Genomic DNA, 13,571 nt, shown 5'->3' on the forward strand with positions numbered 1-13,571 from the left:
GCCGATCACTTGACCGCGAACCGCTCCAGTCCGTGGGCGACCATGCCGTCCAGGTCCGGTGCGGGCGGCGAGGGAAGTCCGACGGCCCGCTCCCTGGTCGGCAGGAGCACAACTGCCCTGCCTGGGGTGGTGACTTCACCGCGCTGGTTCTCGCAGCGCACCTCGATGTGCACCTCGTTCCGGCCGTCGACCTGTTGCTTGTCGACGACCGTGCCGCGCACCCAGGTGGTGTCGCCGAGGTAGTTGAACTTGCGGTGTTCGCAGCGGAGTTTCCACAGCCAGCCGTCGTCGCCGATCCAGTCGGTGAGGAGGTGGCAGAGCCAGGTCTCGCGCATACCGCCGTAGTCGTAGGAGTTGGGCAGGCCCAGTTCCCGGGCCCGTTCGGGCTCCCAGTGCAGGCGTTGCACGGTGTCGGGGACGCCCAGGCGGTTGGGCGGGTAGAGGCCGGGAGCCTTGCGGCGTACGGCCGCCGCGATCCCGAAGGCGCCGGGCGGGGTGAGCTGCATGCCCCAGCCGAGGTGCCAGACGACCACGTCCGTGGTGGTCAGCGGACCTTTCACCCGGGGTTGCAGTTCCTCGCCGATCTCGACGTCCTCCCAGTGGCGGGGTTCGGCGCCGCGCCTGGTCTCGGCGGCGTACGCGGCGTCGATCTCCGCCAACTGCTCGGGCGGGTACGGCTGTTGTTCGAGTGCCTCCTTGGCCCGCTTCTTCGACGTGTGCCGCTCGGCGTTGATCCAGGTGCCGCGTCGCAGGGCGTGCATCTCGCCGCGCCCGTTGGCGTAGAGGTAGTCGCGGACGACGTGCGCGGTACGTCCGCCGAAGCTGCTCTGCTTGAGCTGGACGCCGACCTGGGTCTGCAACACCCGGCAGCGGTCGGCCAGTTGAAGGGGACGCCACCACTCGAACTCCATCACCGCCTGGTAGGAACCGAGCCCCGCGAAGGGGTCCCCCTTGAGCAGGGCCCTGGTCTCCGGGTCCGGTGTCGGGGCCGCGTCCTCCCCCATCGTGTAGAGGAAGGTGGGCGGTGCGACGAGCGAGCCCCAGCGGGTCTTCGCCGCGTACTCGGGGTCGCAGTAGAGCGGGTTGGCGTCGCCGTAGCCGTAGGCGAAGTGGCGTGAACCGTCCCACGTGACCTCGTAGTTGTGCGGGGGGTTGCGCTGCGGCTGGGGGACGCCCAGGCGGCGCCGGGAGCGTTCGACCGCCTCGTCCGTCAGCACGCCGAACCGCTCGGCCGCCTTCTCCTCGGTATCGCTCACCGGTCAACCTCCTTGCTGGACACCGCAGTTACTCCTTCGGGTGCTTACGCTTTGGTGTGCTCGGCGAGCCGGGCCCGGACGAGGTCGAGCAGTTCGACGCGGCTCACCTTGCTCGACGGGGTGCGGGGCAGTTCGTCGAGGACGACGATGTGGGCCGGCACCTCGTACGGGGTGAGGTGGGTACGGCACAGGGCGATGAGTTCGGACGCGTCCGGCGCGGGCTGCCCCGGCTCCAACTCGACCGCCGCGACCGGCACTTCACCGAGCCGCGGGTCCGACAGTCCGGCGACGGCGGCCTCGCGTACCGCCGGGTGGGTCTCCAGGACGCGTTTGACGGTCTCCGGCTGCACCTTGAAACCGCCCCGGATGATGGCGTCGTCGGCGCGGCCCTCGATCCACACGAACCGGTCGGCGTCGATCCGCGCGAGATCACTCGTCTTCACCCAGGTCCGGCCGCCGTGCGTGCTCTGCTCGGTGCGGACTTCGAGCCGACCGGTCCGGCCGACCGGCAGTTCGCCGCCGTCCTCGCCGGTCACCCTCAACTCGACGCCCGCGAAGGCCCGTCCGGCGCTGCCCGCCTTCCGCTGCCACCAGTGGTCGTGCAGTGCGAGGGTCCAGCCGGCGACGGCTCCGGCGAACTCGGTTGCGCCGTAGGTCATGAGGACGGGGATGCCGTATGTGCGGAAGAAGGCGTCGGCGAGTTCAGGCGGGCAGGGGGCCGTGCCGGAGGTGACCACCTGGAGGGTGGCGAGGCGTTCCTTCGGGACGCTCGCGTCGAGTACGGCGCGGATCGCGGCCGGGACGAGGCTCGCCGCGCGGAGCCGGTGGCGTTCGACCGCGCTCACCCAGGGGCCGACGGCGAATCTCGGCATGAGGAGCATGCGGCGGCCGGTGGCGAGGCAGGCCAACGCCCGCCACAGGCCGCCGATATGGACGAGCGGGGTGGCCACGAGGGACGCCGATTCCGACAGGAGCCGGTCGTCCTTCCGGGTCTGGCCGCCGGAGACGAGGGCCTGGTCGAGTTGGCCGATGCGCAGGTGGACGCGTTTCGGGGGGCCGGTGGTGCCGGAGGTGAGCATCTCCACGGCGATGCCCGGGCGGGTCGGTGCGTCGGCGGGTGCCGTGCCGCCCGCGGGTCGTAGCGACCCGTCGGTGTCCAGCTCAAGGGCCGCGCCGTGTGCGGTCACCGCGTCCAACACGCCGTCACGGGCAAGGACTTCGGCTCCGGACACGACGACGGGCGGTGCGCAGCGGGCGATGTCGGCGGCGAGCCGGGCGGCGGGCTGGAGCGGGCTGAGCATGACCAGACAGCGCCCGGAGGCGATCACGGCGGCGACGACGGCGACGTGTTCGGGGCGGTTCTCCAGGACGACCCCGACGCGGGCGCCGACGGGCAGGCCCAGCGCGTCGAGTGCCTCGCCCAGTCCCCGCGCGGTCCGCTGGACCTGCCCCCAGGTCCACCAGTTCCGGTCGTACTCGATCGCCTCGGCAGCCGTCGGCGCTTCGGCCAGCAGACGGGACAGGCGGTCGCGAATTCCCACGTGATCAGCCTTTCGACAGGACGTCGGTCTCAGATTCCGACCAGGTCGGCCAACCGGGTCCGGTGCGTCGCCGGGCCCCCGAACAACTGCTCCGACGACTTCGCGCGCTTCAGATACAGATGCGCGTCGTGCTCCCACGTGTAGCCGATGCCACCGTGGATCTGGATGTTCTCCTTGGCCGCGTGCGTGAAGGCGTCCGCGCAGCAGGCCGCGGCCAGCGCGGCGGACACCGGCAGTTCGGCGGACGGCGGCTCTTCGCGCGAGGCGTCGGCGGCCACGGCTGTCGCGTGGTAGGCCGCCGACCGGGCGCCCTCGATCTGCACCAGGAGGTCGGCGCACTTGTGCTTGACCGCCTGGAACGAGCCGATGGGGCGCCCGAATTGCACGCGTACCTTGGCGTACGCCACGGCCGCGTCGAGACAGGCCTGCGCCCCGCCGACCTGCTCGGCGGCGAGTGCCACCGCCACGAGGTCGAGCACGGTGCGCAGATACGGCGACGCGTCCCCGTCCGGGCCCACCCGTCGCGCGGGCGCGCCGTCGAGGTCGACGCGGGCCAGCCGCCGGGTCGGGTCGAGTGTCTCCAGCCGGGTCCGGGTCACTCCGGGGGCGTCACCGTCGACGGCGAAGAGCCCAAGTCCCGTGCCGGTACAGGCCGTTACGAGGATCAGGTCGGCGGTGTGGCCGTCGACGACGAACATCTTGGTGCCGGACACCGTTCCGTCGTTCGTGGCCGACGCCTCGATGTCCGCCAACTCCCATGAACCGCCTGCCTCGGCGAGCGCCAGCGTGGCCGTCAGCGAGCCGTCGGCGATCGCGGGCAGCCAACGCGCCTTCGCCGTCTCGTCGCCGGAGGCCGCGAGGGCCTGGCCGGCGAGGGCGACGGTCGCGAAGTACGGCGACGGCAGCAGTGCCCGTCCCATCTCCTCCAGTACGATCCCCAACTCGACGGGCCCGCCGCCGGACCCGCCGTACGCCTCCGGCAACGCGAGCCCGTGCAGGCCGAGTTGGTCGGCCATCTGCCGCCACAGCCGGGGATCGTGGCCTTCGTCGGAGTCCATCGCACGACGTACGGCGGCGCTCGGCGCCTTGTCGGTGAGGAACCGCCGTAGCGTCGTACGGAGTTCCTCCTGCTCCTCGGTGAACGTCAGTGCCACGTCGGTGCCTTGGAGCGGAGGTAGTCACCGAAGTCCGGCATGCGGGTGCGGTCGACGATCTCGATGCGTATGCCGTGCGGGTCGAAGTGGTAGGCGAAGATCGACGGGGAGCCGTCGACGATCGCGCAGGCCTCCAGCGGGAAGCCCGCCTCCTCCAGCCGTTTGGAGGTCGTGGGCAAGTCGTCGCAGAAGTAGCCGAGGTGATGGGTGGCCAGGCTCCCGGACGGGGTCCATGGCGTTCCCGGGATCTCCTGCACGAGTTCGAGGTGCGGGGCGTCCAGCGAGTAGGCGAAGCGCAGCGGAAGGACGCGCTCGCCGTCGGCCAGGCGCACGGTGAGGTCGTAGGCCTGGGTCTCGGTCCAGCGGTGACCCGCGATCCGGGTCAACCAGGCCTTTCCCGCCTCGACGTCCGGGACCACAATTCCCGTGTGGTACAGGTCTGTTGGGTGGAGAGGTGAGGTCATGGAGTCGCTCACCACTCCAGCCGGAGCTGCTTGATGCCGTACATGTTGCCGTGCTGTTCGAGGTCCTGGCCGGGCGTGATCCCGTAGTCGGGAATGCGCCGGTGCCATTCCTCGACGGCCACGTTGAGTTCGAGGCGGGCGAGGTGGGAGCCCAGGCAGCGGTGCGGGCCCGATCCGAACGCGATGTGGTTCGTCGCCTTGCGCCGCAGGTCCACTTCGAGGGGCCGGTCGAAGCGCTCGGGGTCGCGGTTGCTGACCGCGAGCGGGAGCATCACCATCTCCCCCGCACTGACCGGGCAGCCGCCGATCTCGACGTCCCGGGTCGCCTTGCGGGCGGGCACGACGAACGAGTAGACGCGGAGGATCTCCTCGACCGCAGTCGGGATCAGCGAGGGGTCGTCGACGACGGCCCTGCGCTGTTCCGGATGCGTGGCGAAGTGGTAGAGGGCCCAGCCGATGGAGATCGGGACCGTGTCGAAGCCGGCCTGGAACAGCAGGATGCAGAACGCGTGCATGTCCCGGTCGTTGATCGGCTCGTCGTCGATCGTCCAGGTCATGGCGCGGGACAGCAGGTCGTCGCGGGGTGCCTCGCGGCGCAGCGCGATCTGCTGCTCGAAGTAGTCCGACACGGCGTTCATCGCGCTCAACTGCCGTTCGCCGTGCGGGTCTTCGCCGTGGGACAGGTGCAGCAGGTCGTGGATCCAGTCGAGGAACTGCGGGAGATCCTCCTCGGGCAGTCCCATCAGACGCATGAAGATCAGGGTCGGGAAGCGGCGGGCGAACGTGTCGAGGACGTCGGCGGAGCCGCTGTCCTTCAGCCCGTCGATCAGTCCGGACGCGACCTCGCGGATCTCCGGTTCACGGGCGGCGACGGTCTTGGGCGAGAAGGCGCTGCCCAACAGGCGTCGCCACGCGGTGTGTTGGGGCGGGTCGAGCATCTCCGGGATCCACAGGAACCTGGGGTCCGGATCCAGCGCCGTCACGGACTGGTTGGAGAAGGTCCGCCAGTCCTGCAACGCCTCCTGCACGGCCGCGCCCTGGGTGACGACCCAGTACCCGCGTGCGATGGTGCTCCTGAATCCGGAGTGGGTGCGGGCGATCTCGTCCCAGCGTTCCTGGTGGCTGAGGACCGGTCCGCCGAGCCGGTTGTCGAAGTGGTAGGCGGGGACGCCCTGGTGGGTCCCGTCGGGTTCGAGTGTCGCGCTCATCACGGCTCCTTTCGTACGGCCTGCGCGTCGGGTACGGCGCTCATGTCGCCGCGCCGTCGATCTTCAGCGCGATCAGCTCCTCGTCGGAGAGGCCGAGTGAGCGCAGTACCTCGTCGGTGTGTTCCGCGAACAGCGGTGCCCGAGTGATGTCGGCCGGGGTCTCGTCGAACTGGACGGGGTTGGCGACGAGTTCACGGTTCACGCCGTCGGCGTCCACGACCTGGGCGATCATGCCGTTGGCACGCAGTGAGGGGTCCTGGCCGACCTCCCAGGCGTTCTGCACCGCCGACCACTGGCCCTCTCCTCGGGAGAGGATCTCGACCCACTCCTCGAAGGGGCGGGACGCGATGAGTTCGGCGACGATGTCGGCCGCCGGTGCCGCGTTGGCCATCAGCTTCTCGGTGCTGTCGAAGCGTTCGTCGGTGGCGAGTTCGCCGCGGCCGGCGTGCTTGCAGAACTCGGCCCAGTACCGGCCGGGTTGGAGCATCGACAGTTCGATCCACCGTCCGTCCGAGGTCAGATACGCCCCGATCAGCGGGTTGGTGCGCGAGCCGTGCCGGGGCTGGACGTTCACCGGCAGCGGGCCGCCGTTCATCAGCGCCATGTTGACCGTGAACTGGGTCGCCCACGCGCCCACGCCGATCAACGACACGTCCACCACGGACGGTTCGCCGGTCGTCGCACGGGAGTAGAGGGCGGCGGCGATACCGCCGGCGATCGTCATGCCGCCCATCGAGTCGCCGTAGGCACCGGCGGGCATCCGGATCATCCGGTCCGCGCCCGGCGGTGTGACACCGGCGGCGCTGCCGCCGCGCGCCCAGAAGGCCGTGCTGTCGTAGCCGCCCTTCGTGGCCTCGTCGCCGCGCGGGCCGAAGCCGCTGCCCCGTACGTAGATGATGTCCGGGTTGATCGCCCGGATGTCCTCGACGTCGATGCGCAGTTTGGCGCGCGCCCCGGGCAGGAAGTTCGTGAGAAACACGTCGCTGCCGCGGACCAGCTCCTCGAACGCCTTGCGGGCCGACGGCTTCTCCAGGGCGAGGCCGACGCTGCGTTTGCCCCGGTTGGGTCCCTCCACGATCGGGAAGAACGACGACCCCTCGCTGGTGGCGTCGTAACCGAGGACCCGGACCAACCCCCTCTGTCCGTCGCCGCGTTCGGCGTGCTCGATCTTGATCACATCGGCGCCCCAGTCGGCGAGCACGGCACCCGCCGCCGGGACGAAGGTGAACTGGGCTACTTCGAGAACGCGTACGCCCTCCATCGGCCTGCGCATCGACCAACTCCTCATACTCAATCTGCCGTCACGCACTCCGAGTATGGACCGAACCTCGCTAAAAAGTATACTGTTTTGCTGTCACCGACCGACCCGCACCTTCCGGAGGGCCGATGCTGGACTTCTCTGTCGAACCCGAATTCCAGGCCAAACTGGACTGGGCGGCGGCCTTCGTACGGGAGGAGGTCGAACCGCTCGACCTCCTGTTCCCGCACGGCGGCGACCCGTACGACACGCGCAACGAGAAGGCGCGCGCGATCCTCAAGCCGCTCCAGGACCAGGTCCGCGCCCAGGGTCTGTGGGCCTGCCATCTCGGCGCCGAACTCGGCGGAGCGGGCTACGGCCAGGTGAAGCTCGCCTATCTCAACGAGATCCTCGGCCGCTCCTACTGGGCCCCGACGGTCTTCGGCACCGCTGCCCCGGACACCGGAAACGCCGAGATCCTGGCCATGTTCGGCACCGAGGAGCAGAAGGCGCGCTACCTTCAGCCCCTCCTCGACGGCGACATCGTCTCCACCTTCTCGATGACGGAACCGCAGGCCGGAGCCGATCCCAAGGAGTTCGTGTGCCGGGCCCGGCGCGACGGGGACGAGTGGGTGATCGACGGCGAGAAGTGGTTCTCCTCCAACGCCCGGTACGCGGCCTTCCTCATCGTCATGGCCGTCACCGATCCCGAGGCCGCGCCGCACGCCCGTATGTCGATGTTCATCGTCCCGGCCGAGACCCCCGGCATCGAGATCAAGCGCAACGTCGGCACGATGGACGAGCGCGACTCCCTCGACGAGGGCATCCACGCCTATATCCGCTACGACCAGGTGCGGGTCCCGCTCGACGCCATGCTCGGCGGCCCCGGTGAGGGCTTCAAGGTCGCCCAGGCCCGGCTCGGCGGGGGCCGGGTGCATCACGCGATGCGTACCGTCGGCAAGTGCACGCGGGCCTTCGACATGATGTGCGAGCGTGCGGTGTCCCGGCGTACTCAGGGCACTCTTCTCGCCGAGAAGCAGGCCGTGCAGCAGTTCATCGCGGACTCCTGGGTGGAGCTCCAGCAGTTCCGGTTGCTGGTGCTGCACACCGCCTGGATCATCGACACCCAGCCGCACGGCGCGGCCCGGACCCAGATCGCGATGTGCAAGGTGCAGACCTCGAAGGTGCTGCACGACGTCATCCAGCGAGCCCTGCACGTCCACGGCTCGCTCGGCACCACCAATGAACTCCCGCTCGCCAAATGGTGGATGGCGGCACCGAACCTCGCGCTCGCCGACGGCCCCACCGAGGTGCACCGCACCACGATCGCCAAGCAGCTCCTGAAGAACCGCCGCCCGGCGGAGGGCCTGTTCCCCAGCGAGCACATCCCGCCGAAGCTGGAGGCCGCCCGCAAGCGGTACGCCCACGTCATCGAGGACGACAGCCTCACCGGCCGGGTCGACGCATGAGCGCCGAGCGCGACACCAAGTCCCTTGCTCCGGCCGACCTGTTCGACCTCTCCGGCAAGGTCGCGCTCGTCACCGGCGGCAGCCGCGGCCTGGGCCTCGCGATGGTGCGCGCCTTCGCGACAGCGGGCGCCGACATCGTCATCGCCAGCCGCAAACTCGCCGCGTGTCAGGCCGTGGCGGACGAGGTTCGTGACCTGGGTCGCCGGGCCCTGCCGGTCGCCGCGCACGTCGGGCACTGGGACGACCTGGCCCGGCTCGCCGACGCGGCCTACGAGGAGTTCGGGAAGGTCGACGTCCTCGTCAACAACGCCGGCATGTCCCCGTTGGCCCCCTCCTCCGCCGAGACGAGCGAGGAGTTGTTCGACAAGGTGATCGGCGTCAACTTCAAAGGCCCGTTCCGGCTCGCCTCGTTGATCGGGCAGCGGATGGCCGACTCGGGCACCGGGGGCTCGATCATCAACGTCTCGTCCTCCGGTGCTCTCATGCCCCAGCCCCGCTTCGGCCCGTACGCCGGTGCCAAGGCCGCACTCAACGCACTCACTACGGTCTTCGCCTTGGAGTACGGCCCGAAGGTGCGCGTCAACACGATCTCGGCCGGGCCGTTCCTCACCGACATCTCCAAGTCGTGGGCCGAGGAGAAGCGCGAGACGACGCGCAGCGCGATCGGGCGTCCGGGGCAGCCCGAGGAGATCGTCAGTACCGCGTTGTATCTGGCGAGCGACGCGTCGAGCTATACGACGGGGGCACTCATCAGGGTGGACGGCGGGCTGTACTGACCACCTACACCGCTGTGAATCCGCCGTCGACGGTGAGGGTGGCGCCGTGGATCTGGGACGCCTCGTCGCTCGCGAGGAACACGACGGCGGAGGCCACCTCGGCCGGAGTGCCGGCGCGGCCCGAGGGCATGCGCGCGATGATCGGGACCAGCCGCTCCTCCTTCGACGCCACCTTCTCGGTCGAAGTGGGGCCGGGAGCAACCGTGTTGACCCGGACGCCGTGCGGTCCGTACTCCGCGGCCCATGACGCGGTGAGCGAGTGCACGGCGGCTTTGGTCATGCTGTAGAGCGCCGAATGTCCCATGCCCCGCATGCCGTTGATGGATCCGAGGTTGACCACGGCGCCCTGGCCGCGCTCGACCATGGGCGGCACCAGCAGGCCGGTGAGCAGGAACACCGACCGCACGCTCACGGCCAGCGCCTCGTCGATGGTCTCCTGCGTGACCTCGGCGGTGGGGGTGGGCGAGAGCAGGAGTGCCGCGTTGTTGACGAGCACGTCGATGCGGCCGCCGGCCGCGGTGATCGCCTCGGTGGCGAAGCGGTCGATCACCTCGGCACCCGCGGACAGATCCGCCGTGACGAAAGTCGCCGCACCGCCGTCCTTCTCGATACGGGCCACCACCTCGGCGCCACGCCGCTCGTCGCGTCCGCTGACGACGACGAGGGCTCCCTCGGCGGCAAGGGCCACCGCGATGGCGACGCCGATCCCGTTGGTGGAACCGGTGACCAGGGCTTTCCGCCCGGCAAGACGCTTGGTCATGAGCTGTGCCTTCCGAATCCGACCCGCCGGAAGCTGATCCCACCGGCTGGGAACGGCAAAGCTGCCACTCAGAAAATGGACCCGCAAGTCCAGAAAGTGGCACAGTGAGGGCATGGCACCACGACTGACACCGAAGGGCGCCGCCACCCGGCAACGCATCGTCGAAGGAGCCGCGGCGGAGCTCCGCGCACGCGGCGTGACGGAGACGACCCTGGACGACATCCGCGCCCGTACGGCCAGCAGCAAGAGCCAGCTCTTCCACTACTTCCCGGGCGGCAAGGAGGAGCTGCTGCTCGCCGTGGCCCAGCACGAGGCGGACCGCGTCCTGTCCGACCAGCAGCCCCACCTCGGCGCGCTCACCTCGTGGCGGGCCTGGCACGACTGGCGGGACGCGGTCGTCGACCGCTATCGCCGGCAGGGGCAGCAGTGCCCGCTCAACGCGCTCATGTCCCAGCTGACCCCGGCCACACCCGGCGCGCAGGCCGTCACCCGGCAGCTCGTCGCCGCGTGGCAGGACAAGATCGCCGTCGGCATCCGGGCCATGCAGGACCAGCACGAGATTCCCGCCGACCTCGACGCCGACCGCACCGCGGCCGCCCTGCTGGCCGGTATCCAGGGTGGCGTCCTGATCATGATGTCCACCGGCTCGGTCGCCCACCTCGAAGCGGCCCTCGATCTGGGGATCCGTCAACTCCAGGCGCCGACCGCGTCTGTACCGACCCGCTGACCGGCCCGGAGCATCACGCCGCGCCCAGCAGCTCCATCGCCTCGTCCAGCAACACCGGCAGCGCGGGCAGCATCCGCTGATGCATGGCGTTCAACTGCCCTGATTTACGGCCCCGTTTGATCAACAGCGCGGTCGCGGCGGACTCCTTGTACTTGGTGAGCGCCTCGAACCACGGCAGGTCCCGCAGCGGTTCGCCGCGCAACTCCTCGTAGGCGTCGACCAGTTCGGCCTTGGCGGGCATGCCGGTGGGCTCGTCCGACACGGAGGCCGGATGGCGGGCCTCGTCGGTGAAGAAGGTCAGCCAGGTCATGTCGACGCGGGGATCGCCGAGCGACCAGATCTCCCAGTCGATGATGGCCGTGACCGCGCCGTCCGCGCACAGCGTGTTGCCGAGCCGGTAGTCGCCGTGGGTGAACACCGGTGTCATCGCGGCCGGTACGGTCGCGTGCAGCCGCTCGGCGACCACCTCGTAGCCGGTGCGCAGGTCGTCGGAGACGGTGCCGAACGCCCGGGTCCACCGGTCGATCTCCCCGGTGAGCGTCACCACGGGCTCGGCCGCGAGCGCCGTACGCGCCGGCGTCACCCGGTGCAGGGCGGCCAGCATGCGGGCCGCGTCCAGGGCACGACTCCGCACCTCCCCCGCGGCGAGTGTGCCGCGCGGCAGCAGCACCGGTTCGACACACTCCCCCGGCACCAACTCCATGGCCACGAAAGGCTGGACGGCCGGAGGCGCGCCCGCGTCGGAGAACAGCACCTTCGGTACGCGTACGCCGGGCTGTCCGGCCAGGGCGGCCATGAGCCGTGCCTGGCGCAGCACGTCCCGGTTGCGGACCGGGGGCAGGCCGGGCGGTGCCACCTTGAGGACGACACGTTCGTACCCGGCGGGGACACCCGACAGAGCGGCGACGTACGTCAGGCTCGACGTGCCGCCGGTGAGGGGTTCGACGCCGTCGACGGTGACGCCGGGTGTCCAGTCGCCGACGACGGCTGCCGTGCGGTCGGTCAACTCCCGTAGCAGCGCCGGGCTGTTGGTGGCGACGCTCATGGCTGCCCCTTCGTCCCGTTCTCGGGTGCGGTCAGTGCCGCCACGATGTCGCGGCGCACCAGTTTGCCGGTCACCGTGCGCGGGAGTTCGGTCCAGTACGTGATGCGGTCCGGGGTCTTCGAGCCCCGCAGGGTGCCGCGTACGGCCGCGCGCAGTGCCCCGGCGTCGACCTCCGCGCCGTCGCGGGGTACGACGACGGCCTCGATGCGCTGGCCCCACTCCTCGTCGGGGACGCCGACGACGACGGCGTCGAGCACGTCCGGGTGCCGCAGCAGAACATCCTCTATCTCGGCGGGGGCGATGTTCTCCGCGCCGCGGATGATCGTGTCGTCGGCCCTGCCCTCGATGTGGAGATAGCCGTCGGCGTCGAGGCGGCCCCGGTCGCGGGTGTGGAAGAAGCCCTCCTCATCGACGGCGGAGCCCTGTCCGGCGTACTCCCCCGAGACCTGCTCGCCGCGCACCCAGATCTGCCCGGTCTCCCCCGCGCCGAGAGGTTCCCCGGTGACGTCCCGGACCTCTATCTGGATGCCCGGCACCGGCAGTCCGGCCGAGCCGAGCCGGGCCCTTGTCGCCGGGTCCTCGCTCGCGATCGCCGCCCGGTGTTCGGCCGGGCCCAGCACCGAGACGGTGGACGAAGTCTCGGTCAGGCCATAGGCGTTGACGAAGTCCACCTCCGGCCAGGCGCGCAGTGCCGTCTCGATCACCCGCACCGGCATCCTGGCGCCCCCGTAGGCGAGCGACCGCATGGAGGGCACGGAACGGTCCAGCCCTGCCGTGTCCATGATCCGGGCGAGCATCGTCGGCACGACCATCGCGTGCGTGATCCGCTGCTCCCGGACGAGGCCGAGCCAGCTCTCCGGGGTGAACTGGTCGAGGGTGAGGGTGCGTCGCCCGGCATAGAGGTTCGTCAGCACATTGGAGACGGCGGCTATGTGGTAGGGCGGCACACTCATCAGCGCGGCTTCGGTGGGGTCCGCCGCGGCGAACTCCACTGTGCCGAGCACATACGACACCAGGTTGTGGTGGCGCAGGAGCACGCCCTTGGGGGCCGAGGTGGTTCCGCTGGTGTAGATCAGGACGGCGGGGGTGTCGGGCGCCGGTGCCGGTTCGGTGGCGGCGCCGGTGTTCGCGGTCGCCTCCGTGAGCCACTCGGCCGGGCTGCGGACCTGGAGCCCGGCCCGGCGCGGTGCCTCGTCCTGGCCGGGGGCGGCGATGGCCAGGGCGTGCGGGTGGTTCGCGAGGAGGGCGGCCAACTGCTCTTCGCCCAGGCGGTAGTTGACCGGAACCAGCGGCACCCCGGCGTGGGCCGCGGCGAACTGGGCGACGGCGAAGGCGGGTCCGTTCGTGGCCAGGTACACGATCGCGTCGGCGCCGGCCTTGGAGATCAACTCAGCTCCACCGGCGGCGAGTTCGCGCAGTCGTACGGGGGTGAGCCCGTCCTGTGCGCGGCCGATCACGACCCGGTCGCCGAAGCCCTCGGCCGCCATGTCCAGGATCATCGACACGTTCATCGGCGCACCACCCGCCTTCTCAGTCCGAGGCCGGTAGCGGCTTGGCGCTCTTCACCGGCAGGGGCACGCCGTTCACGGCGAGGGTGCCCTGTCCCTGTTTCGTGCAGAGGAGTTCGAGGCCGAGGTCCTCGTCGGCGTAGCGCTTGCCGAGCAGTGAACCGCCCATCCGGTCCGGGTCGGGGGTGCCGGTGACGGCACCCGGTGCGGTGCCCTCGATCATGGCGGCGCCGCCGCAGGTGATGTCCACCTCGCTGTCGGGGCTGCGGACGACGATCACCGCCGTGGTGTCCACCGTGCTGGCGAACATCTGTCCCACTCGTGGCCTCATCGCAGGTTCCTCCGCGGATCTTGTTCCCGTTCCGGGCGCTCAAAGACCAGAAAAAAGTATACTACTTACCTCGATCACGTCGAGATGAGGAACGG

General features: G+C 70.3%; 13 protein-coding genes. 3 read left to right on the forward strand and 10 right to left on the reverse strand.

The features are described 5' to 3' along the window. Positions 1-5: 5 nt before the first annotated feature. The 6 genes from ACIRRY_RS29305 to ACIRRY_RS29330 are packed head-to-tail and all read right to left on the reverse strand — an operon-like array spanning position 6 to position 6,896. On the reverse strand, positions 6-1,256 hold the full coding sequence (locus ACIRRY_RS29305) for a MaoC family dehydratase N-terminal domain-containing protein (protein WP_403978111.1): 1,251 nt from the start codon (positions 1,254-1,256) through the stop codon (positions 6-8). A gap of 44 nt (positions 1,257-1,300) precedes the next feature. Beyond that, the gene (locus ACIRRY_RS29310; protein ID WP_403978114.1) at positions 1,301-2,797 is read right to left on the reverse strand and encodes a class I adenylate-forming enzyme family protein; all 1,497 of its coding nucleotides are present in this window, start codon (positions 2,795-2,797) and stop codon (positions 1,301-1,303) included. A gap of 29 nt (positions 2,798-2,826) precedes the next feature. Beyond that, positions 2,827-3,951, reverse strand: coding sequence for an acyl-CoA dehydrogenase family protein (locus ACIRRY_RS29315; RefSeq protein ID WP_403978117.1), 1,125 nt, complete (start codon positions 3,949-3,951; stop codon positions 2,827-2,829). After that, positions 3,942-4,415, reverse strand: a complete 474-nt coding sequence (locus tag ACIRRY_RS29320; RefSeq protein WP_403978120.1) for a VOC family protein — start codon at positions 4,413-4,415, stop codon at positions 3,942-3,944. The genes ACIRRY_RS29315 and ACIRRY_RS29320 overlap by 10 nt, the downstream gene beginning before the upstream one ends. Positions 4,416-4,423: 8 nt before the next feature. Then, positions 4,424-5,623, reverse strand: coding sequence for a cytochrome P450 (locus ACIRRY_RS29325; protein ID WP_403978123.1), 1,200 nt, complete (start codon positions 5,621-5,623; stop codon positions 4,424-4,426). A gap of 40 nt (positions 5,624-5,663) precedes the next feature. After that, a complete protein-coding gene (locus tag ACIRRY_RS29330) occupies positions 5,664-6,896 on the reverse strand; it encodes a CaiB/BaiF CoA transferase family protein (protein ID WP_403978126.1) in 1,233 nt (410 codons plus the stop codon). A gap of 113 nt (positions 6,897-7,009) precedes the next feature. Between ACIRRY_RS29330 and ACIRRY_RS29335 the strand changes: the two genes are divergently transcribed. Together ACIRRY_RS29335 and ACIRRY_RS29340 are read left to right on the forward strand one after the other, a co-directional pair. Continuing rightward, positions 7,010-8,329 carry an acyl-CoA dehydrogenase family protein gene (locus ACIRRY_RS29335; RefSeq protein WP_403978129.1) on the forward strand — a complete coding sequence of 440 codons (1,320 nt, stop codon included), beginning with the start codon at positions 7,010-7,012 and terminating at the stop codon, positions 8,327-8,329. Next, a complete protein-coding gene (locus ACIRRY_RS29340) occupies positions 8,326-9,105 on the forward strand; it encodes an SDR family NAD(P)-dependent oxidoreductase (protein ID WP_403978132.1) in 780 nt (259 codons plus the stop codon). Before ACIRRY_RS29335 ends, ACIRRY_RS29340 begins: the two co-directional genes overlap by 4 nt. 4 nt (positions 9,106-9,109) lie before the next feature. On the opposite strand, the gene ACIRRY_RS29345 is transcribed toward ACIRRY_RS29340, so the two are convergent. Further along, entirely contained in the window at positions 9,110-9,865 is a 756-nt protein-coding gene (locus tag ACIRRY_RS29345; RefSeq protein ID WP_403978134.1) for an SDR family NAD(P)-dependent oxidoreductase, read from the reverse strand. A 112-nt stretch (positions 9,866-9,977) separates the two neighbouring features. On the opposite strand from ACIRRY_RS29345, the gene ACIRRY_RS29350 reads away from it, so the two are divergent. Beyond that, positions 9,978-10,592: a TetR/AcrR family transcriptional regulator gene (locus tag ACIRRY_RS29350; protein ID WP_403978137.1), complete on the forward strand. Its 615-nt coding sequence runs from the start codon at positions 9,978-9,980 to the stop codon at positions 10,590-10,592. 13 nt (positions 10,593-10,605) lie between these two features. Here ACIRRY_RS29350 and ACIRRY_RS29355 read toward each other — a convergent pair whose 3' ends face one another. Genes ACIRRY_RS29355 through ACIRRY_RS29365 form a run of 3 tightly spaced genes read right to left on the reverse strand, consistent with a single transcriptional unit; the run spans position 10,606 to position 13,476 of the window. Beyond that, complete coding sequence (locus tag ACIRRY_RS29355) at positions 10,606-11,637, reverse strand: phosphotransferase family protein (RefSeq protein WP_403978139.1); 1,032 nt, start codon at positions 11,635-11,637, stop codon at positions 10,606-10,608. Further along, positions 11,634-13,148, reverse strand: coding sequence for a class I adenylate-forming enzyme family protein (locus ACIRRY_RS29360; protein ID WP_403978141.1), 1,515 nt, complete (start codon positions 13,146-13,148; stop codon positions 11,634-11,636). The genes ACIRRY_RS29355 and ACIRRY_RS29360 overlap by 4 nt, the downstream gene beginning before the upstream one ends. 19 nt (positions 13,149-13,167) lie before the next feature. Beyond that, a complete protein-coding gene (locus ACIRRY_RS29365) occupies positions 13,168-13,476 on the reverse strand; it encodes a hypothetical protein (protein WP_403978143.1) in 309 nt (102 codons plus the stop codon). Positions 13,477-13,571: the final 95 nt, after the last annotated feature.

Source organism: Streptomyces sp. NPDC101776 (assembly GCF_044766845.1).
In the GTDB taxonomy this organism is placed as follows: Bacteria; Actinomycetota; Actinomycetes; order Streptomycetales; family Streptomycetaceae; genus Streptomyces.